The organism is Kitasatospora albolonga (assembly GCA_002082585.1).
GTDB classification, from domain to species: domain Bacteria; phylum Actinomycetota; class Actinomycetes; order Streptomycetales; family Streptomycetaceae; genus Streptomyces; species Streptomyces stephensoniae.
The window spans coordinates 406,054-427,541 of the sequence record CP020563.1 but is presented as its reverse complement, the minus strand read 5'-3'; the positions used below and the strand labels follow the sequence as shown (position 1 = coordinate 427,541).

Below are 21,488 nucleotides of genomic sequence, written 5' to 3'. Positions count from 1 at the left end.
GCGTGGGTGAAGGGGCCGGCGCGGTGCTCGTCCACGGCCTCTACCACCGCCCCGAACACTTCGCCGAGGTCGCCGCAGGTCTGCGGGCCGAGGGGATCGCGGTGGCCGCCCCCGAGCTCCACCGGGGCTCCCTCGCCGCCGATACGGCAGCGGTCCAGGCCGCTGTCGACGCACTGGGGGAGCCCCCGATCCTGCTCGGCCACTCCTACGGCGGGTCGGTGATCACCGGGGTGCGCGGAGCCCGCCACCTCGTCTATGTGGCGGCCTTCGTACCGGACGAGGGCGAGAGCGCCGCCGCGCTCGGCGGGGCGACCCCGCAGTTGCGCGACGCGGTCGTGCCGACGGCGGACGGGCCCGAGGGGACGACGAGTCTGCACCCCGGCCGGGCGGCCGACGTCCTCTACGGGGACTGCCCCGGACCTCTCGCCGCCCGAGCGGTCGGCCTGCTGCGCTCGCAGGCCCCGGGCTGCGGCCGGGGCGTCCCGGCGCACCACAGCTGGAAGCGGACCCCTTCCACATACGTCGTCTGCGCGCGGGACCGGGCGATCGATCCCGCTCTGCAACGGACGCTGGCCGCCCGCTGCACCGACGTACGCACGTGGGGTACGGGACACTCCCCGTTCGTGTCCCGGCCCGCGCTCCTGGTCGGCCTGGTGCGGGAGCTGATCGCCGGGGCCGGGCCCCGGCCCTGATACGGCGGTCGGCCCCCGGCTCCGGATGACGCGGCCGCCCCCTCCCGGCTCCGGTGCCGTGTCAGCCCTCGGGCATCCACCGCGTCAGCCCTCGGCCGTCGTGATGCGGAAGACCGGGTGGTCGGGGCAGGCGGCCAGGATCTCGGCGTCCGTGGACTTCGCGGTGACGCCCCGGAAGTACTGGTTCACCTCCCAGCCCCACCGCTCCAGATAGGTGCGGAGAATCCTGGCCTTCTGCTCGTCGTCGGCGATCTCCACGGCGGAGAAGGAGCGGGTCCTGCGCCCCACCCGCAGCTCACCGCCGCCCGCGACACGCATGTTGCGCACCCACTGGGAGTGGCCCCGGGCCGAGACGAGGTACTCGGCGCCCTCATAGGTGTGAGGGTTGACGGGGATGCGCTGCATCTGCCCGCTCTTGCGTCCCCGTACCGACATCTCGGCGGAGCCGAGGAGGCTGACGCCGTGCCGGGCGAGCCGACCGACGACCTTGTTGAGGCGGTTGGCGGCCGAGCTCGCCCGGAGGTAGTACGGCTGAGACATGGTGACCCCCAGGGGCGTGTGGGTGTGCGGATGTGTGGATCTTCCGAGCGGGATGTGGGCGGCGCTCCGAAACATAGAGAGAGCGGTGATCCGAATGTGAGAGCGGTGCTCTCTCTTGAGATCAGTGTGCACGGAAGCGGTGCGCAAAATCAAGAGCACTGCTCTCGTTATTGTTCAGTGCTCTGCTTGCGTGGCAGACTGATCACCATGAGCACCATCCGAGGGGCCAGGGAACGCGCCCGCGTCGAAGTGACCGCCGCCATCAAGGACGAAGCCAGAAAGCAGCTGGCGGCGGAGGGCGCGGCGAGACTCTCCCTGCGCGCCGTCGCCCGCGAGCTGGGCATGGTCTCCTCGGCGCTCTACCGCTACTTCCCGAGCCGCGACGATCTGCTCACCGCGCTGATCGTCGACGCGTACGACGCGATCGGCGAGGTCGCGGAAGGTGCTCGCGCCACCGCCGACCGGGCCCGCCCCCGCCCCGCCCCGTACGCCGACCGCTTCGTCGCCGTGGCCGGTGCCGTACGGGAGTGGGCCCTCGTCCACCCCCATGAGTACGCCCTGATCTACGGCTCGCCCGTCCCCGGGTACAGCGCCCCCATGGACACGGTGGGACCCGCCTCCCGGGTCGGCCTGGTCTTCTTCGGCCTCGTCCGCGACGCGTTCCGGTCCGACGGTCTCGCCGTGCCCCCGCTCGCCCGGGAGCTGCGCCCGGAGGCCGAGCGGATGGCCGCCGACCTGGCGCCGGACCTCCCGCCCGCCGCGGTGGCGGCCCTCGTCGCCGCCTGGGCGCAGCTTTTCGGCCTGATCTCCTTCGAGCTCTTCGGCCAGTTCAACCGGGTGGTCGAGGCGCGCGAGCCGCTGTTCCGGCAGGCGGCGGGCGAGCTCGCCCGGTCGGTGGGCCTGCGGGGTGTTCCGGCAGGCTGAGCCGGGTCCGGCCGACCGCCGACGGCCCGTGGTTCCCGTCTACGCGCCGGGGTCCGGCCGGGACGGGGGCGGCACGGGCAGCGGCTGTCCCTCCCGTCGCGGAAAGCGCCACAGGACGTGGACGACCCGTGTGACGAAGGCCAGTACGGCGGCCACGGCGGCCACCCCCAGGACGATCTGCCGCGCGGTGCGGCCGAGGTCGAAGACGTACAGGGAGGGCGCGAGAATCCCCGCGAAGGTGACGGCGGCCAGCACGGTGGCGCTGACCAGCGCGTAACCGATCTCGATCGTCATCGCGTCCCGCTCGGCCTGCGTCCGTCGCCCCATGGCCGCAGTGTCACAGGCGCCGCGCGCCCCGGGCAAGCGGGCGCTCGCTGCGGGGGAGCGGGAGAGTTCAGGGGGAGCGGGGGCGCGAGCTCCGGCGGGCGCTCGCTCGGGCGTGAACTCAGGGCGGGCGCGAACTCCGGGCGCGCGCCCCGTGCATCCGCCGCGTCTGCCGCGCCCGGGCTCCCGGCCCTCCTCACCAGGTGACCGCGGAGTTGTCCGTCCAGAGCCTGGCCACCGAACGGTCGCCCCGCAGCGTGACGGCGCCGAGCGGCAGCCGGTTCCAGAGCGTCAGGTAGAGACCCTCGGCCGTGCCGCTCAACTCGCAGTCCACGCGGTCGCTTTCGGTGTCGTCCTCGCCGTCCGGGCCGGTTCCGCCGTGCCCGTCGCCCGCCACGGATGTCCGTACGGCCCGGGGCGGTTCGTCCGAGATCCGTACGGTCCACACCGCGTCCGTGTCCACGGCCCGCACCCGCAGCGTGCGCGGGACGGCGGAGCGCACCCGGCTCCTGGGGCGGGCGTGGAAGCCGGTGAGGAGTTCGTCGATGCCGTCGACCGCCCGGTCGGCGCCCACCGTCGTCAGCGGCCCGCCGAGCGCCGACTCCGCGTCGACCCGGTGCACGGTCGTCTCGTGCAGCTGGCGGCGGGCCCAGAACGCCAGGGGCGAGGGGGCGGGCAGGAACGTCCAGCACTCCAGGTCGGCGGGGGCGGCTTCCAGCGACCGGACCAGGTGGCGGTGGCCCGCCCGGAACCAGTCGAGGAGTTCGCCACCGTCGAGATCGGGTTCACCGCTGTCGGGGTGGTACGCGGTGTGCTCCTCGGTGATGAACTCGGCCGCCCAGCGGTGGACCATGCCGGTGTGACGCAGGAGGTGGCGTATCTGCCAGCCGGGGCAGGTCGGGACCGAGGCACCCGGCCCCGACCGCTCGGCGGCTGCCGCGAGGAGCCGCCCTTCCTCGGACAGGGACGCGATGTGCTCGATGATCTCCATGGCGCGGATTGTGCCAGGGGCAGGGGCGGGCGGTCCCGCGGCTGGTGCGGGCCGCCCGGAGAGGCCGCCCGGTCAGGCGTGCGTCGCGTTGCGGGCCCCGTACCCCAGGGCTGCCGCCGCCACGGCCAGCAGGGCCACCGTCGTCAGTGCCACCGGCAGCGAGAACCAGTCGGCCAGGAAGCCGATCGCGGGCGGGCCGAGCAGCATCCCCCCGTAGCCGAGGGTCGACGCGGCGGCCACCCCGCTGGGTCCGGCGAGCTCACCGGCCCGGCCCACGGCGACGGGGAAGATGTTGGCCAGCCCCAGCCCGGTGACCGCGAACCCGGCCAGCGCGAGCCAGACGGTCGGGGCCAGGGAGCCCAGCAGCATCCCGGCCGCCGCCACCGCCCCGCCGAGGACGAGGGTGCGGGTCTGCCCGAGCCGCTCCAGGAGCAGGGTCCCGGTGAGCCTGCCGACGGTCATGGTCAGGGCGAACAGCGCGTAACCGGCGGCGGCGAGCCCGGGGTGGGCGCCCAGGTCCTGTTCCAGGTGGAGCGCGCCCCAGTCGGCCAGTGCGCCTTCCCCGTACGCCGTGCACAGCGCGATCACGCCGAAGAGCAGCACGATCCGGCGGGCCCGCGGGTCGAGCTTCTGCCGAGGGCCCTGCTGCCGGGGCGTGCGCGGTTCGTACGCCGTACGGGCCGGGCGGTGGCGCAGCAGGGCGGGGCCCGCGAACGCGGTGACGAGCAGGCCGATCGTGGCCAGCAGGAAGAGGTGCGTCGAGGCGGCGAGGCCGCCCGCCACCAGCCCGCCGAGCCCGGCGCCGACCATGCCGCCGAGGCTGAATGCCGCGTGGAAGCTCGGCATCACCGGTCGGCGCAGCTGGGCCACCAGGTCGACGGCCGCGCTGTTCATCGCCACGTTCATCCCGCCGTACGCCGCTCCGAAGACCAGCAGCACGAGGCCGAGGGAGAGTGCGGAATGGGTCTGGGCGGGCAGGGTGATGGAGAGGGGGAGCAGGACCCCGCAGGCCACGGTGACGGCATGGCTGCCGTAGCGGCGGCAGAGCCGGCCGGTGAGCATCATGGTGATCACGGCGCCCGCGGAGACGCCGAGCAGGGCGAGGCCGAGGGTGGAGGCGGAGGCTCCGGTCTGCTGCTTGATGGCCGGGATACGGACCACCCAGCCTGCGAAGAGGAAGCCGTCGAGGGCGAAGAACACGGTCAGCGCGGTACGGAGGCGGGCCGACACGGGTGGGGCGGTGTCTCCGCCAGGTCCCCCCGGTAGGGCCGTCCGCAGTTTGTTTAGTTGCGGCACAAACTCAGCATAGGGGCGGCCGGACGGCGGACGCAACACGGCTGACAGAGCGGTCGCGATACGGCTGACAGACGGGCGCGCACAGCTGTCAGGGCGGACGCGGCACGGCTGAGGGGACAGACGCGGCATGCCTGTCGGGGCGGATGCGACACGGTTCACAGGACCGGCCCGGCGCACCTGACGGAGGGACACGTCACCCGTCCCGGCGCTCTCCCTCGGCGTCCGGGGCGCCTCCGGATCATGGGAGACTCGCCCTCATGAACGGCAAGGCGACCACCACCCGGACGAAGTTGGAGAGGGGCCGCAGCGCGCTCGGACCCGCACTGGAGCTGGTCCACACCGGGCGCGCCCCCACGCGCGCCGTCCTCACCTCCGAGCTCGGGGTCACCCGGGCCACCGCCGGGGCCGTCGCCGCCGAGCTGGAGGCGCTCGGGCTGATCCGGGTCGACTCCAGCCCCGGGTCCGCGGCCGGTTCGCAGGGCCGCCCCTCGCACCGGCTGGCCGTCCTGGAGACCGGACCCGTCGTCCTCGCCGCCCAGGTCCACGCCGACGGCTTCCGGGCCGCCCTCGTCGGACTCGGCGGCCGGATCGTCGCCACGGCCCCGGGGTGCGTCGCCGTGATGGCAGACCCGGCGCAGGTCCTCGGCGAGGTCGTGGCCGCGGGCGCGGAGCTGCTGCGCGCGAGCGGGCTGCGCTGTGTCGGCGCCGGACTCGCCGTCCCGTCGGCGGTCGCCGAACCCGAGGGCACCGCGCTCAACCCGCTGCACATCGCCTGGCCCGCGGGCTCCCCGGTACGGGACATCTTCGCCGCCTGCGTACGCGAAGCGGGCATCACGGGCCCCGCCTTCACCGGCAACGACGTCAACCTCGCCGCGCTGGCCGAACACCGGCACGGCGCCGGACGCGGCGCGCAGCACCTGCTCTGCGTCGCCACCGGCCACCGGGGCGTCGGCGGCGCCCTGGTCCTCGACGGCCGCCTGCACAGCGGCAGTTCGGGGCTCGCGCTGGAGGTCGGGCACCTCACCGTGAACCCGGAGGGGCGGCCCTGCCACTGCGGCGGACGCGGCTGCCTCGACGTGGAGACGGACCCGCTCGCCTTCCTCACCACCGCGCGCCGTGAGCCGGGCCCGGAGGAGTCGCTGCTCAAGCAGGCCGGTGACCTGCTGAGTACGGAGTACGAGGACGTGGACGTACGGCACGCCGCCGAGGAGCTGATCGACCGCCTGGGCCTGGGCCTCGCCGGGCTCGTGAACATCCTCAACCCGGACCGGATCATCCTCGGCGGACTCCACCGCGAGCTGCTCGAGGCGGACCCGGAGCGGCTGCGGGCCGTCGTCGCCGACCGCAGCCTCTGGGGCCGCAGCGGCAGTGTGCCGATCCTGCCCTGCACCCTGTCCCACAACAGCCTCGTCGGCGCGGCCGAACTGGCCTGGCAGCCGGTCCTCGACGACCCGCTGGCTGTTCTCGCCTGACGGGCACCGGGGCCCGCAGCCCGGAACGCCCCCGGAACGCCTCCGCCCGGCCGCCCACTCCGGGGCGGCCGGTTCCTGCCCCTCCGGAAGCGGGCGCGGGCGCGGTCCGGTCCTCAGCCGACGACGGCCGACCGCTCCGGGACGGTCGCGATGGCCTCGGGGCTGATGGAGACGGACCCGAACGGCCCGTCGGTCGTCGACCCGTAGACCGCGAGCGGTGGCAGGGTCGAGGTGTCGCAGGTCGCCGGCAGGGTGAACCAGACGACCTTTCCGGCCGCGCCGCTCGGCCGTACGCCCCAGCTCTCGCTGACCGCGGCGATCAGGGCCAGACCCCGGCCCGAGGTGGCGAAGGAATCCGCCTCGTTCACCGTGGGGACACGGGGGTCGTGGTCGTGGACGGAGACCGTCAGCCGGTCGAGCAGCAGCTCGATGTCGACGGTGCATGACTTGTCCGGCTGTGCGTGCCGGTGGACGTTGGTCAGGAGCTCGGTGACGCCCAGGGCCGCCTGGTCGATCAGAGGATCGAGATGCCAGTAGCGCAGTTGCGCCGAGATGATTCTGCGGACCTGACCGATCCGCGACGGCAGGGCCTGGAGCTCCACCGTGCAGTGCCTGCTTGGCTCGCTGATCACGGCTGCGACTCCCCGAAATAGGTCCGGAAGAAGACGGAAGACGAACGAACGGAGCCGGCGGACGACCGAGGTGACTGCCGGATCCGCTCTGCTCTTGTCGTGTCTGCTCGTGTCGCGCGACCCGGTCCGTGGAGCGGATCGCTCTGTCACCGACGGTGCACCTTCAGTGACGTGGGTCCAGCGTGGCCCAGCCCGTGCGGCTCCGCAACTCGCGGAGCCGCGTACCGCACGCCGGTACACCCCCGCAGGCCCCGGTCCCAGCCCCGGCCGCAGCCCCGATCCGGGCCCGGGGCCCCGGCCGCTCAGCCCCGGCGGCCTCCCGCGCTGCGCAGTGCCTCCAGGAAGCGGCGCAGCGGAGCGGCCCCGTCGCGTCTGCGGTTGCGCTGCCCCATCGTCAACCGGTAACGCACCCCGTTCACCCGGGCGATGGCCGAGTCCGCGGCGAAGAACCACCGCTTGCCCGCGCTCACCGTGCCCACCGGGGCGCTGTCGATCTCCCGCCCGTTGCTCATGAGCAGGGACAGCCGGCCGTCCTTGACGACCACCTGACCGGCCCTGGTCAGCGACCGGGTGAACCGTTCGATCCTGACCCCCGACGCGCTGAACTCGGCGTCCGCCATCGCGACTTCGCCCCCCTTCGTCACCACTTCTCCTGTTGCAGTGTGCCCGGCCGCGCCCCCGGCCGCCAGAGGGCGCGGAAGCCCGCCCCGCGCTGCTCGCACCCGCCTGCCCCAACTGCCCCCGCAGGCAGGGTCAAAGGCAGGGCTATGGACCATCAAAGTCAACGTTTGCGCAGGTCGGGGGCATATCGTGGAGGCAGGAGAACCAGGCGGAAGAACAGCGAAGAGCAGCGGCGAACAGGAGCACGGCGATGGACACCCATGAGCTGGGACAGGACCGCGGGGCCACGGGGACGGTCATGGAGACCGTGGACGTCGACCGCAGCGACCCGGAGTACCGGGCCTGGCTGAAGGAGGCCGTCCGCAAGGTCCAGGCCGACGCCAACCGCTCGGCCGACACCCACCTCCTGCGCTTCCCGCTGCCCGAGGAGTGGGGCATCGACCTCTACCTCAAGGACGAGTCGACGCACCCCACCGGCAGCCTCAAGCACCGGCTCGCCCGCTCGCTCTTCCTCTACGGGCTCTGCAACGGCTGGATCAGGCCCGGCAAGCCGGTCATCGAGGCGTCCAGCGGTTCGACCGCCGTCTCGGAGGCGTACTTCGCCAAGCTGATCGGCGTGCCGTTCGTCGCCGTGATGCCGCGCACCACCAGCCCCGAGAAGTGCCGGCTCATCGAATTCCACGGCGGGCAGTGCCACTTCGTCGACGACTCCCGCAAGATGTACGAGGAGTCCGCGGCCCTCGCCGCCAAGACCGGCGGGCACTACATGGACCAGTTCACCTACGCCGAGCGCGCCACCGACTGGCGCGGCAACAACAACATCGCCGAGTCGATCTACCAGCAGCTCAGGCTGGAGCGCTACCCGGAACCCACCTGGATCGTCGCCACGGCCGGGACCGGCGGCACCTCGGCCACCATCGCCCGCTATGTCCACTACCTCCAGCACGACACCCGCGTCTGTGTGCCCGACCCGGAGAACTCCTGTTTCTTCGACGGCTGGACCCACCACGACCCGCACGCGAGCAGCGACTGCGGCTCCCGGATCGAGGGCATCGGCCGCCCCCGCATGGAGCCCAGCTTCGTGCCCGGCGCCATCGACCGGATGATGAAGGTGCCCGACGCGGCGAGCGTCGCCGCCGTACGGGCCCTGGAGCGGGCCATCGGCCGCAAGGCGGGCGGTTCCACGGGTACCGGCCTGTGGAGCGCCTTCAAGCTGATCGCCGAGATGGTGGAGCGGGGGGAGACCGGCAGCGTCGTCACCCTGCTCTGCGACCCGGGCGACCGCTACCTGGACAAGTACTACTCCGACTCCTGGCTGGAGGAACAGGGCCTGGACATCGCCCCGTACCGCGCGGCGATCGACACCTTCCTGACCACCGGGACCCTGACCGGCTGAGCCAGGGGCTTCCTGCGGATCACGCCGCCGGTGCCGTCAGCCGTCCGTCGAGGCGGCGCACCGCGTCCCGGAAGGAGCGGCCCATGCCCAGGCGCGCCAGCCCCAGCACCGAGCGGAACGGGCCCGTCCCGTCGGCGGCGAAGGTCCACTGCACCCGGGTCCCGGTCCCGTCCGCCGTGAGCCGCCACTCCTCCACCAGGGCCCGCAGGCCGGGGGCGTTCGTCTCGTCCACCCGGTAGGCGTACCGTTCGCCCGGCTCCGCCGCCACGATCGTCTCGCGGAAGCGGACACCGCCCCGCAGCCGCACCTCCCGGCCCGCGCCCCCGTCGGTGGGCGTGGCCCGGGTGACGGCGGTGAACCAGGAGGGCCAGGAGGCGACGTCCTCCGCGAGCGCCCGGTAGACCACGTCCGGGGGTGCGGCCACCTCGGCGGCGAACACCAGACGTATCGGCGCGGATTCGGTGAACTCCAGTCCCACGGTACGGAGTCGGCGTGCCATCGTGTGCACCTCCCGGCGGTCTGCGCTGATGGAGCCGCGCACACCATAGCGGCCGGGGCGTCAGTTGTCTGTACCACTGTCGGCCACCGGTTCCCGGCCCGCCGACCGCGCCCGGGCGGCGGTCACGGCGGCCTCGGCGATGTTGCGGGCCATCCCGCCGAACACCACCGCGTGGAACGGCGACACGGCCCACCAGTAGGCGTGGCCGAGCAGCCCCTGCGGGTGGTACAGGGCGCGCTGCCGGTAGAGCGTGCGCCCCCGGTCGTCCGCGCCGACGGACAGCTCCAGCCACGCCAGGCCCGGCAGCCGCATCTCCGCCCGCAGCCGCAGCAGCCGCCCCGGCACGATCTCCTCCACCCGCCAGAAGTCCAGCGAGTCCCCGACCCGCAGCCGGTGGGCGTCCCGCCGCCCGCGCCGCAGCCCCACCCCGCCGACGATCCGGTCGATCCAGCCCCGTACCGCCCAGGCGAGCGGGAAGGAGTACCAGCCGTTCTCGCCGCCGATGCCCTCGATCACCCGCCACAGGTCCGCCCGGTCGACCGGCACGGCCAGCTCCCGCTCGTCCCGGTAGAGGCTGCCGCCCGACCAGTCCGGGTCGGTCGGCAGCGGGTCGCTCGGCGCCCCCGGCAGCGAGGCGGAGGACCAGCGGGTGTCCACCCGGGCGTCCTTGATCCGCTGGAGGGCCAGCCCCAGGGCCCGGTCGAAGCCGATCGGCCCCTCCGCCGGGTCGGGGACGTACCGCGTGATGTCGTGCTCCCGGCAGACCACCTCGTGGCGCAGCGACTCCGCGAGCGGCCGGGCGATCGACCGGGGCACCGGGGTGACCAGCCCGATCCAGTGGCTGGAGAGCGTCGGCGTCAGCACCGGCACCGGCACGATCACCCGGCGCGGCAGCCCCGCCACCCGGGCGTAGCCCTGCATCATGTCGCGGTACGTCATGATGTCCGGGCCGCCGATGTCGAAGGTCCGGTTCACCTCGGGCGGCAGGGCGGCGCTCCCCACCAGGTACCGGATCACATCCCGTACGGCGATGGGCTGGATACGGGTGGAGACCCAGCTCGGGGTCACCATCACCGGAAGCCGCTCGGTCAGATAGCGCAGCATCTCGAACGAGGCCGACCCCGAACCGATCACCACCGCCGCCCGCAGCACCGCCGTCGGCACCCCGGAGTCCAGCAGGATGCGCCCCACCTCGGCGCGCGAACGCAGATGCGGCGACAGCTCCTTCTCCGGTACGCCCTCCGGGGTCAGCCCGCCCAGATAGACGATCCGCCGCACCCCGGCCGCGCGCGCCTGCTCGCCGAAGTTCCGGGCCGCCCTGCGGTCGGTCTCCTCGAAGTCCGCGCCGGAGCCGAGCGCGTGCACCAGGTAGTACGCCACATCGACGTCCCGCATCGCCTCCGTCAGCGAGTCCGCGTCGGTGACATCGCCCCGCACCACCTCGACCCGGTCCGCCCATGGGTAGTCGCGCAGCTTCTGCGGCGTACGGGCCAGCGCCCGGACCCGGTGCCCGGCCTCCAGGAGGGCGGGCACCAGTCTGCCGCCGATATAACCGGTGGCACCGGTCACCAGGCAGCGCAGCTCCGTACGGTCGGAGAGCTCGTCGGCAGGGTCGGACACGCCGGGTTCCTCAGGAAGATCCGTCATCTGTCCGAGTCTCGCACCCGTTCCCGTACGGAGGCGGTACGAGGACTCCGTACGGCGGAGCGCGCGGTCCCGACGGCTCAGCGCACCGCCGTCAGCGTCCCGCCCCCGCGCAGCCCGGCCGTCAGCTGTACGGAGGCGTCGCGCGGCGCCCGTACCGCGAGCGTCGGGCCGCCCGCCGCGCCCTGCACCTGCCCGGTGGCCTCGATCCGGTCGACGGCCCGGCTGCCTGCCGCCAGGACGTACCACCGGCCGGAGGCGGCTTTCCAGTGGGTGCCCGCCAGGATGTGCTGGCCGAACCTGCTGCACAGCGCGGTGTCGTCCCGGTCGGCGACGACGGCCGCCGGGGCGGTGGGGGAGGCGGCGGGCTGGAGGAACTGCACCAGGACCCGGCCGGGGCCCCGCCAGGTGTCGGCGCGGGTGCAGAGCCACTCCGCCCGCGCCCCGCCCTCGGGCAGCTTCTGCTCCGCGAACGCCCAGTTGTTCACCGCCCGCACCCCCGAACCCGACAGCGCCCGCAGCGAACACGCCGTACGCGCCCAGGCGCCCAGCGCCTCCGGGCCGGTCGCCTCACGGGGCTGCCGGGCCGGTGCGCCCCGGCCCGGTTGCGGGGTGTACGTCAGATGCGCCGGGGCCAGATCACCCAGATCGGTCACCAGGAACGCGTGGTTCTCCACGATCCGCTCGGAGGAACGCAGCTGGAGCACCGGCCACACGTCGCAGCCGCCGCCCGCCGCCGGGCGCTCCACCGGGGCGGTGATCCCGTCCGGGCCCACCTCCAGGGGACGGCCGGGCGTGTCCGGTGCGAGCAGGTCCCGGGTGGTGGTCTCCGAGACCCAGGGGGCGAGCAGGAACCGCGCCTTCGCGCCCGTACGGTTCACGACCACGGCCGCCGCCGTCGTCACGTCCGCGTCATCGGTCCGGGCGAAGTCCAGCGCCGCCCCGCCCCCGCCCGACAGCGGCTCCGCGTACCGCACCACCCGGACCCCGCCGTCGTGGAACAGCACCACGGCCGCCCCGTCCACCTCGCCCGCGAACAGCAGCCGGGGCGGCTGCGCGGGCGGCCCGTCGGCCGTCTCCGGGGTGGCCGAAACGCGTACGGTCCCGGGCGGCGCGGACCAGGCCCGCAGCGCCCGGCCCAGCAGCTCGCCGTCGTCCCGCCGGTCACCGCGTACGGGCCAGGCGGTGAAGTCGATGCGCGAGGTGTCCGCCCACTGCTCCGCCGCCGTCCGCAGCAGCGCCGCCGGGTCCAGCGCCGGTACGGAGACACCGGCCCCCGCACCGTCCGGGCCGCGCGCCCCCTTCTCGGCGGCCACCGCCAGCGTGCCCGCCACCACGCAGAGCGCCGCCGCCAGGGCCACCGCCCGCATCCGGTGCCTGCGCCGCAGCAGATCGCTCGGCCGGGTCTGCACGGTGCACGGGTCGAACTCCCCGGACCGCAGCAGGACTTGGGTCGCCGCCCGGTCCGGGCTCCCCAGCCGGGCCGCCCGCCGCACCGCCCCCGCCGGGTCGTCCGCCCCCGCCTCGGCCAGCAGCGCCCGTACGCCGGACTCCGGCAGCCCGTCGAGCAACTGGAGGGCGAACGCGGCCCGTACGGCACCCGGCACCCCCGACAGGGCCCGGTCCAGGGCCAGTTCGTCGACACCGCCCGCCCGGGGAAAGAGCCGCAGCCCCCAGACCACCGGCAGCGCCGGGCGCAGCGCGGCTGGTGCCGGGAGCCGCCCGGGCCACCACCGGGGCCTGCGCTCGTACGCCAGGGCCGTCCGCAGCACCCGCAGCCGCATCCACGCGTACGGGGCGCTCTCCGGCCCCTCCGCACGTGCCGCCCCCTCCGCCTCGGGGGAGCGGCGGCGGGACTGGGCGGGCACCCGCACCCGGTCCGGGGCGCTCCGGGGTCCGGGCAGGGCGCGCTGTACGGCTCCGTGGGCGGCCAGGACCCGGCGGTGCCGCCCCAGCGCGGGCGGCAGCACGACATAGGCGAGCCGCACCAGGCGCGGGTAGTGCTCCACGAGGGCGGCCTCGGCCTGCTGCACGCCCAGGGGCTGACGCGGTGCGGCGGCGGACCGGTGCTGCGGTTGATGGATCGGCATGAGTTCGGTGCCTTCCGGGGCCGTGGCGGGGAGGTGTCATACCGACAAACGAGTCAATCGTGTGACGGTCACATCACCCGCACCGGATCGGCGCCCCGGTCGTTGCGATCCTCAGCCGCCGTCCCGGCTTCCGCCCCGGCCCTCGCCCGGGTCGCGGCTCCGGCCCTCACCCGGCGAGGCGAGCAGGGAGTCCAGCACCCCGCCGAACAGCCGTCGCCCGGCGGAGGCCAGGAGCGGATCACCCCACCGGGGCACCAGCCGCACCCGCAGCTCCTCCACCCACACCACATGGGAGCCGGAGTGCGTCGGCAGCACATCGATCGAGGCCCGGCCCAGCACCACGGACCCCCGCTTCTCCAGCAGGCAGATCCCGGCCCGGCCCCCGGCGGGCGGGGTCCAGCGGACCACCTCCATCGGGTCGTCGAAGGCCAGCGGGCCCACCCCCGTACGCGCCGTGAACACCGTGCCGACCCGGGTCGGGGACCCGCCCGCCACGGTGATGGCGGTCAACGGGACATGTGCGGCGTGCCGTTCCCAGTCGGTCACCCGGCGCCATGCCTCGGCTGCGGGAAGGGGGGAGAAGCGCTCGATCCGGAAGACGGCCATTCCTCGATCCTAGGACGTCACAGCCGTACGGCGACCCGAACGGAATCCGCCCCCTCCCACGCCCCGTCAGCCGGGGGACACGGCCTCCTCCGGCGGTCCGCCCGCCACCACGAGACCCGGCAGGTATCCGCCGATCTCCTCGCGCACCGCCGGGTCCAGCCCCGCGTCCGTCACGAACGTGTCCACCTCGTCCAGCGCGGCGAAGGAACTCAGCCCCACCGTCCCCCACTTGGTGTGGTCGGCCACCACCACGACCCGGCGCGCCGCCCGGACGAACCGGCGGTTGGTCTCGGCCTCGGCGAGGTTCGGGGTGGACAGACCGGCCTCGGCGGAGATGCCGTGCACCCCGAGGAAGAGCAGGTCGAAGTGGAGCGAGTCGATGGCCCGGTCGGCGACCGGGCCCACCAGCGCGTCCGAAGGGGTCCGCACCCCGCCCGTCAGCACCACCGTCGCCGCCCCCGGCCGGGCCGCCCGGCCGGGCGCCGGGCGCTGCGCGTCGTGGAACACATCGGCCACCCGCACCGAGTTGGTCACCACCGTCAGATCCGGTACGTCCAGCAGATGCCGGGCGAGGGCGTAGGTCGTCGTACCGCCCGAGAGGGCGACGGCGCTGCCGGGCGGGGCCATCGCCGCGGCGGTCCGCGCGATCTCCTCCTTGGCGCCCTGCTCCAGCGCCGACTTCGCCTCGAAGCCGGGCTCGTGCGTACTCGCCTCGACCACCGGGACGGCACCGCCGTGGACCTTCTCGACGACCCCCTGCCGGGCCAGCGCGTCCAGGTCCCGACGGATCGTCATGTCGGACACGTTCAGCCTGCGGGTCAGCTCGTTGACCCGGACCCCGCCGCGCTTGCGCACCTCGTCGAGGATCAGGGCACGCCGCTGCTCCGCGAGGAGGTTCTGATTCTCGCTCAAGACCGGTGCCCCGCCCTTCCCTCTGCCGTCCCGCTGTCCTGCCGCCCGCAGCGGCCTGCGGGACAGGCTCATCCTGTCACGCGGGCATGTCCGGCGTTCCACCTGGGGAGATTCCGTAAGACCGCTCACACACCCGCCCCGCGTCCGGAATTCTGGTGCCGGGCCACGGGCCGGAGCCGACGGCTTCCCCGCCACCCTCTCCTGCGTTTCCCGCTCGACCGCTGTCACGTCCCGCGTCACATCCCCTGTCACCTCCCCGTCGGCTGACGCAGCCGTCGCGCCCGAGAGAGAGTTCCCCCTTGGCTCCTGCCGTCCCGCCCCCGTCGCCGCCTCCCCAGAACACCGGCGCAGCGCTGGAGCTGCTGGTCCACGGTGTCGGAGGCGCCACCCCGCAGGAGATGCTCGGCGACCCCCGTACCGTCCGGGTCACCGGGGACGCGACCGCCGCCGTGTACCGGCGCACCGAGGACGCCCACGGCGAGAAGTACCCCGAGCGCTACCGGGACGAGCCCGTCGCCGAGGCGTACTGCTGGTCCGGGCTCACCTCCGGCAACGGCTCCCGCGCCCTCTGGCTGCTGCTTCTGCCGTTCATGGTGGTCAACCTCGCCCACTGGATGCGCCCCACCGCCACCGGCCGCACCCGCGCGGTCCGGCTGTACGGCGTCGTGGTGCGGCTCGTCGCGCTCAGCCTCACCGTGCTGCTCACCGCCGCCGCCTGCGAAGTGGCGCTGGACCTGGTGGCCTGGCAGTGCGCGGGCACCTCGGCCTGCTCCGAACGCCGTTCCTGGCTGGGCTTCCTGTCGAGCCATCAGGGCGGCTGGTGGTCCCAGCCCGGACGGCGGCTCGCGCTCGCCGCCCTCGTCCCCGCCGCCCTGGTGGGGCTGCTCTGGTACCTCTCCAACCGGACCTGGAGCGCCTACGAGTCCCAGAGCCCGCTGGACGCGGCGGACGCCGACGCGTGCGACCCGGACGGGGCGGAGGAGGCCCACGGGCCCGGTGCGGCGGACCCCTCGGACGACGGCCGGGACCCGGTGCCCCCGGCGCTCGGCAGGCCCGGTTTCTGGTACGGGCGCCGGCTCGTAGCCCGGCTCCGTGCCGCGCACACCGCCGCGGGGTTCCTCACCGTCGCGGCGGCCGTCTCCGGCGCCGCCGCCCGCCACGACCGGACCGCCGGCAGTTCGGTGCCGCAGGTGTTCGGCGCGGTGATCGAGGGCGCCATCGTGGTCTGCGCCGCGGTGGCCGTCTGGGTCGTCTGCCGCCGGGGCCGCAGCGAACGCGCCCGCGACATGCGCCTCGACGGTGCTCTCATCACCTACCTCCCCGGCTCGGCGCTCGTCCTGCTCGGCCTCGCCGTCCTCCACGCCGGGTGGTCGCGCCCGGAGTGGCAGTCCTCCGGCAGCCTGCCCGGCGAGACCGCCTTCCGGTTCCTCGCCCTCGGCCAGGGCCTTCTGGTCGTGGTCCTCGCCCTGGTCGCCCGCAGCCTCTACCGGCGCACCCCCGAACCCCGTACCACGCTGTACGGACTCGGCGGCCCGTCCGTCGCCATGCTCGCCTGCGCCCTCGGCGGGGTGATGACCGGCGGTGTGGCCCAGCGCGTCGCCGACTGGCTGGACGGCCCCGGCACCCCGGGCATGGGGGAGGGCTCCATCATCGAGGGCCCGCCGGTCCTGCTCAGCTGGCAGGCGTCCGTCATCCCGGTGCTGCTGCTCCTCCTGCTCGCCCCCGTCCTCTACCTGACCGTCCGCACCGCCCGCCGGGCCCGCCGCATGGGACCGGACATCGAGGCGGAGTACGCCCCCGAACCGCCCGACCGGGCCCGCACCCGGCGCATCGCCCGTATCCGCGCCACCGCCGCCCTCACCGACTCGGCCCCCTGGATCGTCGGTGTGGTCTCCGCCGCCACCCTGCTCCTCGGCGCGGCGGCCGTCGTGGGCTCCTGGACCAGCGGCGAAGTGCCCGGCCGTGCGACGGACGGGGCCGCCGCCCCTGTCGAAGCGCTCGCCGAGGCCGCCCAGTCGACCGGCTCCTGGCTGATCGGCTTCGGCTTCATACTGTTCGTCGCGAGCGGACGCCGCGCCTACCGGGACGCCTCCGCCCGGCGCACCATCGGCATCCTCTGGGACGTGGGCACCTTCTGGCCGCGCGCCGCCCACCCCTTCGCGCCCCCCTGCTACGCCGAGCGCGCCGTCCCCGACCTGGCGTCCCGCATGTGCGCCTGGACGGCCACCACCAAGGGCCGGCTCATCATCTCGGGCCACTCCCAGGGCAGCGTCCTCGCCGCCGCCGCCGTCTGGCAGCTCCCCGACACCGCCCGCCGCCGGGTCGGGCTGCTCACCTACGGCTCCCCGATCGAGCGGCTGTACGGGCGCTGGTTCCCGGCCTACTTCGGGGCCGTACCCCTGCTCGGCCTGAACCGCTCGGTGCACTGCTGGCGCAACCTCTGGCGGGCCACCGACCCGATCGGCGGGCCCGTCCGGCTGGCCACCGACCCCGACCCCGGCGTCGACCGGGGGCCGCTGAAGGACCCGCTGGCGTACGGACGTACGACCGCGCTCCCGCTGCCCGAACCGATCCTCGGCCACTCCGACTACCAGGCCGACCCGGTCTTCGCGAAGGAGCGGACCGCCCTCCTGGAGGAGCTCGGCCCCCGGCTGCCCCGGCAGGCGGCGGGCGGAGTCAGCACTCAGAAGAGCTCCGGGAGGTCCTCCGGGTAGAGCAGGGTCAGATCGTCCGTGCTCGTCTCGGCGAGCTGGGCGACCCGGCCCGCGTGCCGCTCCACCATCGACTCGAAGGTCTGCCGGGCGGTGCGGCCGTTGCCGAAGGCGGGGCCCTTGGGAAGCTCGGTGAAGTACTTCAGCAGCGCCTCCCCGGTCCCGTCCGCCAGGCTGTACTCGTGCTCCTCGGCCTGCTGCTCGACGATCCGCAGCAGCTCGTCGGGGACGTAGTCGCTGAAGGTGATGGTCCGCGAGAAACGGGAGGCCACCCCGGGGTTGACGGTGAGGAACCGCTCCATCTCGTGGGTGTACCCGGCGACGATCACCACCACCGCGTCCCGGTGGTCCTCCATCAGCTTCACCAGCGTGTCGATGGCCTCCCGGCCGAAGTCGCGCCCGGAGTCCTCGGGGGAGAGGGCGTACGCCTCGTCCACGAAGAGCACCCCGCCGCGCGCCCGGTCGAACGCCTCCTGGGTGCGGATCGCCGTCGAGCCGATGTGCTCCCCGACCAGGTCCACCCGGGAGACCTCCACCAGATGGCCGCGCTCCAGCACCCCGAGGGAGGCCAGGATCTCCCCGTACAGCCGGGCGACCGTGGTCTTGCCGGTGCCGGGGGAGCCGGTGAAGACGAGGTGGCGGCGGACGGATGCGGCCTTGAGCCCGGCCTCCTGACGGCGGCGGCCCACCTCGATCATGTCGGTCAGCGCCCGCACCTCGCGCTTGACGCTGTCCAGCCCCACCAGCGCGTCCAGTTCACCGAGGACCGCCGAGGAGTCGCGGGCGGGCTCGGCGGGGGTGGCCGGGGCGGCCGGTTCCGCCGCCACGGGCCGCTGGCCGGGCAGGGTGGAGAGCAGGCCCGGCGTCGTCTGCGTGGCCGTCAGCACGGCGGGGGCCGGAGCCGGTGCCGTCCGCAGACCGCTCTCGTCGCTCGTGCAGTCGGTGACCACCGGGCCGGACGCGCCGGACCCGTCGCCGCCCTCGGCGAACTCGTACCCGCCGCGCGCGCACCGCTCGGTGCGGCAGCGGGTCAGGGTGGTGCGGCAGCCGTCCATGACATGGAAGCCGTACCCCTCGCTGCCCGTCACCCGGCAGCTGTCGAAGGTGCCCCGGCCCTCGGCGGAGACGTAGAATCCGGCCTCGGCGGGGTTGGTGACCGTGCACCGCTCGATGACGGGGTCGGCGCCCTTGGTGACGATGACCCCGGTCTGGGCCGTGTCGATGGTGCAGTTGTTCAGCGTGCCGCCGCTGCCGTGGTCGCGGAACCAGGCGCCGGTGGAGGTCTCCCTGATCCGGCAGTCGTCCAGCTGGGCGGTGGCCCCGTCGCTCACGGAGACGGCGGTGTTGCGGATCTGCGAGAGGTCGCTGTCCACCACGTCCGCGCGCGAGCCCCGGTCGAGGACGAAGAGGGCGTCCGGCACGTCGTGGACCCGGCAGGCGTCCAGTATCACCGTGGCCCCGTCGCTGACCCAGACCGCCGGGTAGTCGCCCGTACTGTCGTGGATCTCGCACTGGTTGGCGTCCACGCGGGTCCCCGGGTCCCAGACCGAGAGCCCGTTGCGGCCGAAGCGGCGGACCGTGGAACGCGTCAGCGTGAGCACCGAACGCGACCGCAGATCGACCGCGTTCTCCGGGATGTCGTGGATGTCGCAGTCGGCGAGCGTCAGCACCGCGTCGGTGTCCAGCGTGACCCCGTCGCCCGAGGTGCGGTGCACGGTGCAGTCGGTGAGGTGCGCGGTGGCGCGGGCGGTCACCTGGACGCCGCTGCCCTTGATCTCGTACACCTCGCAGCCGATCGCCTCCAGACCGCTGCCCTCACCGGTGACGCCGATGCCCGCGCCGGAGGAGTGGTGGATACGGCAGCGGTCCAGACGCGGGTGGCCGCCGTCGCGGACCGAGACGCCGGACTGCCCGGCCGAGACGATCTCGCACTCCTCGAAGACCCCGCCCGCCCCGTCCAGGACGGCGATGCCGACCCCGGCCGGATTGTCGACGGTGCAGCGCCGCACGGTGGGCCGGGCCGCTCCCCGTACCTCTATCCCGGCGGCGGACCGCGTCACGATCCGCAGATCCGTGAACTCGGGGGTGCCGTCCTCCACCAGCAGCGCCGGGGCGGCGGAGTCCTGCCCCTCGATGTGCAGATCCTGGACGATCGCGGAGGCGCGGACCGTCAGCGGTACGCCGTCGACCGGCGCGATCCGCACCGAGCCGACCGAGCCCTCGGGGCCGCGCAGGGTCACCGCGCGGTGGAGGACGAGGTTCTCCCGGTAGGTCCCGGGCGCGACGGTGAGGACGTCCCCGTCGGCCGCCGCTTCCAGGGCCGCGGAGAGGGAGGCGTACTCGCCCGTGCGGCGGCGCCATCGCGATGTGCCGGTGTGCGTCACCTGGACCGTGCCCTGTGCCATGGAGTTGCTCTGCCCCCACCTCGTGCTGTGCTGCCTCGGGTCCGACCGCCTGCCTGCCTGGGTGTCTGCTCGGGGAGGCGGACGCGGTCGGACCACCGTAGCGCGCGGGAGGGGCGGGAGTTGACGACTCGGGGAGCCGGGGCGGTGTCGCCCGCTCCGGGGCGGCCGTGAAGCCGGGACGGGCGGCCACCGCTTCCCGCCCGAGGCCGGCCGTCTGTTGCTCCCCGCCCGGTTCAGCCGCCCGTCCCGGCCCGGCCCCAGTCCTGGTCCGCCTCGGCCCACTCCCGGTCCAGGCGCGCGTACCGCCGCCGCACCATGCGTGCCACGGCCAGCCGCCTGCCCGCCTCGACGCACCCGACGGCGAGCAGGAACGCCCCGGCACCGCCGAGCAGCGCGTGCGTGCGGGCCGTCCGCGCCTTCATCGGGGGCGGTACGGGAAGCCCGTCCCGGTCCGTCCAGATCCGTACCTGCGCCCCGGGACCGCCGCCGGGCGCCGACACCGGGGCGGCCTCTCCGCTGCGCGGGGTGCCGTCCGGCGCCCGCCAGGCCGCCACCACCGTCGTACGTTCCGACGCCGCGTCCGGGTCACCGGCGGACCGCCGGGCCTCCGGCACCCGGTCCACCACGACCGCGTCCACGGCCCGGCGCTCCTCCTGCTGGGCCCGGACCTCCCGCTGGAGCGAGGCGTCGGCCAGCGCGCCGCCCGCCCATCCGGCCGCCGGTGCCACCGGCACCAGGAGCAGCAGCGCGCCCAGCGTCACCCGTGCCTCGCGGCGGTCGGCGGTACGCCACCACCGCCGGACTCCCCGTACCGCCCCCACCCCTTGGCACCTTCCCCCGGCCCGTACGCCGTCCTCAGTCGAGGATCTTGACGGGGTCCCCGGCCCGGATCACTCCCGGCCCGTCCGGGATCAGATTCTGGCCGAAGAGCAGCTGGTTGCCCACCCTGCGGTGGCGGGCCAGGGTGGCCAGCGGTTCCTTGCCGCGTTCGGCCGTGCGCTGGTCGGTGGTGGTGATCACGCACCGGCCGCAGGGCTTCACCACGGAGAACGGGACTTCACCGATGGCGATCCGCCGCCAGCCGTCCTCGGCCCATGCCTCGGTGCCGTCCACCACGACGTTCGGCCGGAAACGGTCCATCGGCAGCGGGCCCTCGTCCGGCCGGTCGCCCGCCGCGACCAGGGCGTTCAGGGCGTCGAGCGAGGGCGTGGTGGTGAGCAGCAGCGGATAGCCGTCGGCGAAGGAGACCATGTCCCCGGGGCGCGCGAACTCGGGGTCGACATGTCTGCGGCGCGCCGGGTCGTCGAGGTGGACGAGCCGGGTCTCCGAGCCGAGGGCCTCGCTGAACCAGTCGTGCGCCTCGGGCGCCGCCTCCGCCACCGTCACGGTGTCCCGGTGCAGCTCCACACTGATCAGGCGCTCCGGCGCGGGGACCTCGACCCGCAGTGGCGGCCGGTCCGGTGCGGAGAGGGCGATCCCGCCGCCCGGCAGCAGCACCGCGGAGATCCGCGCCATGAACGGCTGCTGACGCTGTGTGATCGCCCGGGACGCCTTGTCGATCAGCATCCAGCGGCGGTCGCCGTCGAGTCCCCATGGCTCGACGGCAACCTCGTCGGATGCCTGGCCTGCCAGCGATTTGACCGGATACACATGGGCGGAGCGGAGTACGGGATGCGACATGCCGCCCATCCTGCCAGCCACCCCCGTCCCCGTACGCCCGGTTTTTTTCGGCC

Annotated in this window: 19 protein-coding genes; 5 read left to right on the top strand and 14 right to left on the bottom strand. The window is 74.4% G+C overall.

Going from position 1 to position 21,488, the window contains the following annotated elements; all coding sequences use genetic code 11:
- The first annotated feature begins 2 nt into the window (after positions 1-2).
- Entirely contained in the window at positions 3-692 is a 690-nt protein-coding gene (locus B7C62_01775) for a hydrolase (protein ID ARF76935.1), read from the top strand.
- Positions 693-776: 84 nt separating this feature from the next.
- On the opposite strand, the gene B7C62_01770 is transcribed toward B7C62_01775, so the two are convergent.
- Entirely contained in the window at positions 777-1,232 is a 456-nt protein-coding gene (locus B7C62_01770) for a deazaflavin-dependent nitroreductase (protein ARF71124.1), read from the bottom strand.
- Positions 1,233-1,439: 207 nt separating this feature from the next.
- On the opposite strand from B7C62_01770, the gene B7C62_01765 reads away from it, so the two are divergent.
- A complete protein-coding gene (locus B7C62_01765; GenBank protein ARF71123.1) occupies positions 1,440-2,156 on the top strand; it encodes a TetR family transcriptional regulator in 717 nt (238 codons plus the stop codon).
- Between the two features lie 39 nt (positions 2,157-2,195).
- On the opposite strand, the gene B7C62_01760 is transcribed toward B7C62_01765, so the two are convergent.
- The 3 genes from B7C62_01760 to B7C62_01750 all read right to left on the bottom strand — a co-directional run bounded on the left by B7C62_01760 (position 2,196) and on the right by B7C62_01750 (position 4,671).
- Complete coding sequence (locus B7C62_01760) at positions 2,196-2,483, bottom strand: hypothetical protein (GenBank protein ID ARF71122.1); 288 nt, start codon at positions 2,481-2,483, stop codon at positions 2,196-2,198.
- Positions 2,484-2,676: 193 nt separating this feature from the next.
- Positions 2,677-3,471, bottom strand: a complete 795-nt coding sequence (locus B7C62_01755) for a hypothetical protein (protein ARF71121.1) — start codon at positions 3,469-3,471, stop codon at positions 2,677-2,679.
- Between the two features lie 72 nt (positions 3,472-3,543).
- The gene (locus B7C62_01750; protein ID ARF76934.1) at positions 3,544-4,671 is read right to left on the bottom strand and encodes an MFS transporter; all 1,128 of its coding nucleotides are present in this window, start codon (positions 4,669-4,671) and stop codon (positions 3,544-3,546) included.
- Positions 4,672-5,024: 353 nt separating this feature from the next.
- On the opposite strand from B7C62_01750, the gene B7C62_01745 reads away from it, so the two are divergent.
- Entirely contained in the window at positions 5,025-6,239 is a 1,215-nt protein-coding gene (locus B7C62_01745; GenBank protein ID ARF71120.1) for a hypothetical protein, read from the top strand.
- Positions 6,240-6,352: 113 nt separating this feature from the next.
- On the opposite strand, the gene B7C62_01740 is transcribed toward B7C62_01745, so the two are convergent.
- Positions 6,353-6,841: a hypothetical protein gene (locus B7C62_01740; protein ID ARF71119.1), complete on the bottom strand. Its 489-nt coding sequence runs from the start codon at positions 6,839-6,841 to the stop codon at positions 6,353-6,355.
- A 332-nt stretch (positions 6,842-7,173) separates the two neighbouring features.
- A complete protein-coding gene (locus B7C62_01735) occupies positions 7,174-7,491 on the bottom strand; it encodes a hypothetical protein (GenBank protein ID ARF76933.1) in 318 nt (105 codons plus the stop codon).
- A 251-nt stretch (positions 7,492-7,742) separates the two neighbouring features.
- Here B7C62_01735 and B7C62_01730 point away from each other — a divergent pair, with 251 nt between their 5' ends.
- On the top strand, positions 7,743-8,888 hold the full coding sequence (locus B7C62_01730; GenBank protein ID ARF71118.1) for a cysteine synthase: 1,146 nt from the start codon (positions 7,743-7,745) through the stop codon (positions 8,886-8,888).
- A 19-nt stretch (positions 8,889-8,907) separates the two neighbouring features.
- Here the strand turns inward: B7C62_01730 and B7C62_01725 are convergent, their stop codons facing one another.
- The 5 genes from B7C62_01725 to B7C62_01705 form a co-directional block, all read right to left on the bottom strand.
- Positions 8,908-9,387: an MxaD family protein gene (locus tag B7C62_01725; protein ARF71117.1), complete on the bottom strand. Its 480-nt coding sequence runs from the start codon at positions 9,385-9,387 to the stop codon at positions 8,908-8,910.
- Between the two features lie 60 nt (positions 9,388-9,447).
- Positions 9,448-11,034, bottom strand: coding sequence for an NAD(P)-dependent oxidoreductase (locus B7C62_01720; GenBank protein ARF71116.1), 1,587 nt, complete (start codon positions 11,032-11,034; stop codon positions 9,448-9,450).
- A 77-nt stretch (positions 11,035-11,111) separates the two neighbouring features.
- On the bottom strand, positions 11,112-13,121 hold the full coding sequence (locus B7C62_01715) for a hypothetical protein (protein ARF71115.1): 2,010 nt from the start codon (positions 13,119-13,121) through the stop codon (positions 11,112-11,114).
- A gap of 111 nt (positions 13,122-13,232) precedes the next feature.
- Positions 13,233-13,727 carry an Immediate-early protein 2 gene (locus B7C62_01710; protein ID ARF71114.1) on the bottom strand — a complete coding sequence of 165 codons (495 nt, stop codon included), beginning with the start codon at positions 13,725-13,727 and terminating at the stop codon, positions 13,233-13,235.
- 66 nt (positions 13,728-13,793) lie between these two features.
- Positions 13,794-14,639: a DeoR family transcriptional regulator gene (locus B7C62_01705; GenBank protein ARF71113.1), complete on the bottom strand. Its 846-nt coding sequence runs from the start codon at positions 14,637-14,639 to the stop codon at positions 13,794-13,796.
- 299 nt (positions 14,640-14,938) lie between these two features.
- Here B7C62_01705 and B7C62_01700 point away from each other — a divergent pair, with 299 nt between their 5' ends.
- Positions 14,939-17,353, top strand: coding sequence for a hypothetical protein (locus B7C62_01700; protein ARF71112.1), 2,415 nt, complete (start codon positions 14,939-14,941; stop codon positions 17,351-17,353).
- On the opposite strand, the gene B7C62_01695 is transcribed toward B7C62_01700, so the two are convergent.
- The 3 genes from B7C62_01695 to B7C62_01685 all read right to left on the bottom strand — a co-directional run bounded on the left by B7C62_01695 (position 17,323) and on the right by B7C62_01685 (position 21,435).
- Positions 17,323-19,755 (bottom strand): sporulation protein, encoded by a 2,433-nt coding sequence (locus B7C62_01695; GenBank protein ID ARF71111.1) that lies wholly within the window; start codon positions 19,753-19,755, stop codon positions 17,323-17,325. The genes B7C62_01700 and B7C62_01695 overlap by 31 nt on opposite strands.
- Before the next feature lie 233 nt (positions 19,756-19,988).
- Positions 19,989-20,576, bottom strand: a complete 588-nt coding sequence (locus tag B7C62_01690; GenBank protein ARF71110.1) for a hypothetical protein — start codon at positions 20,574-20,576, stop codon at positions 19,989-19,991.
- A 34-nt stretch (positions 20,577-20,610) separates the two neighbouring features.
- On the bottom strand, positions 20,611-21,435 hold the full coding sequence (locus B7C62_01685) for an MOSC domain-containing protein (protein ID ARF71109.1): 825 nt from the start codon (positions 21,433-21,435) through the stop codon (positions 20,611-20,613).
- Positions 21,436-21,488: the final 53 nt, after the last annotated feature.

Coding starts and splice junctions, on each gene's coding strand:
- B7C62_01770 (ARF71124.1), bottom strand. CDS start 1,232: ATGTCTCAGCCGTACTACCTCCGGGCGAGCTCGGCCGCCAACCGCCTC.
- B7C62_01765 (ARF71123.1), top strand. CDS start 1,440: ATGAGCACCATCCGAGGGGCCAGGGAACGCGCCCGCGTCGAAGTGACC.
- B7C62_01760 (ARF71122.1), bottom strand. CDS start 2,483: ATGGGGCGACGGACGCAGGCCGAGCGGGACGCGATGACGATCGAGATC.
- B7C62_01755 (ARF71121.1), bottom strand. CDS start 3,471: ATGGAGATCATCGAGCACATCGCGTCCCTGTCCGAGGAAGGGCGGCTC.
- B7C62_01745 (ARF71120.1), top strand. CDS start 5,025: ATGAACGGCAAGGCGACCACCACCCGGACGAAGTTGGAGAGGGGCCGC.
- B7C62_01735 (ARF76933.1), bottom strand. CDS start 7,491: ATGGCGGACGCCGAGTTCAGCGCGTCGGGGGTCAGGATCGAACGGTTC.
- B7C62_01730 (ARF71118.1), top strand. CDS start 7,743: ATGGACACCCATGAGCTGGGACAGGACCGCGGGGCCACGGGGACGGTC.
- B7C62_01725 (ARF71117.1), bottom strand. CDS start 9,387: ATGGCACGCCGACTCCGTACCGTGGGACTGGAGTTCACCGAATCCGCG.
- B7C62_01720 (ARF71116.1), bottom strand. CDS start 11,034: ATGACGGATCTTCCTGAGGAACCCGGCGTGTCCGACCCTGCCGACGAG.
- B7C62_01715 (ARF71115.1), bottom strand. CDS start 13,121: ATGCCGATCCATCAACCGCAGCACCGGTCCGCCGCCGCACCGCGTCAG.
- B7C62_01710 (ARF71114.1), bottom strand. CDS start 13,727: ATGGCCGTCTTCCGGATCGAGCGCTTCTCCCCCCTTCCCGCAGCCGAG.
- B7C62_01695 (ARF71111.1), bottom strand. CDS start 19,755: ATGGCACAGGGCACGGTCCAGGTGACGCACACCGGCACATCGCGATGG.
- B7C62_01685 (ARF71109.1), bottom strand. CDS start 21,435: ATGTCGCATCCCGTACTCCGCTCCGCCCATGTGTATCCGGTCAAATCG.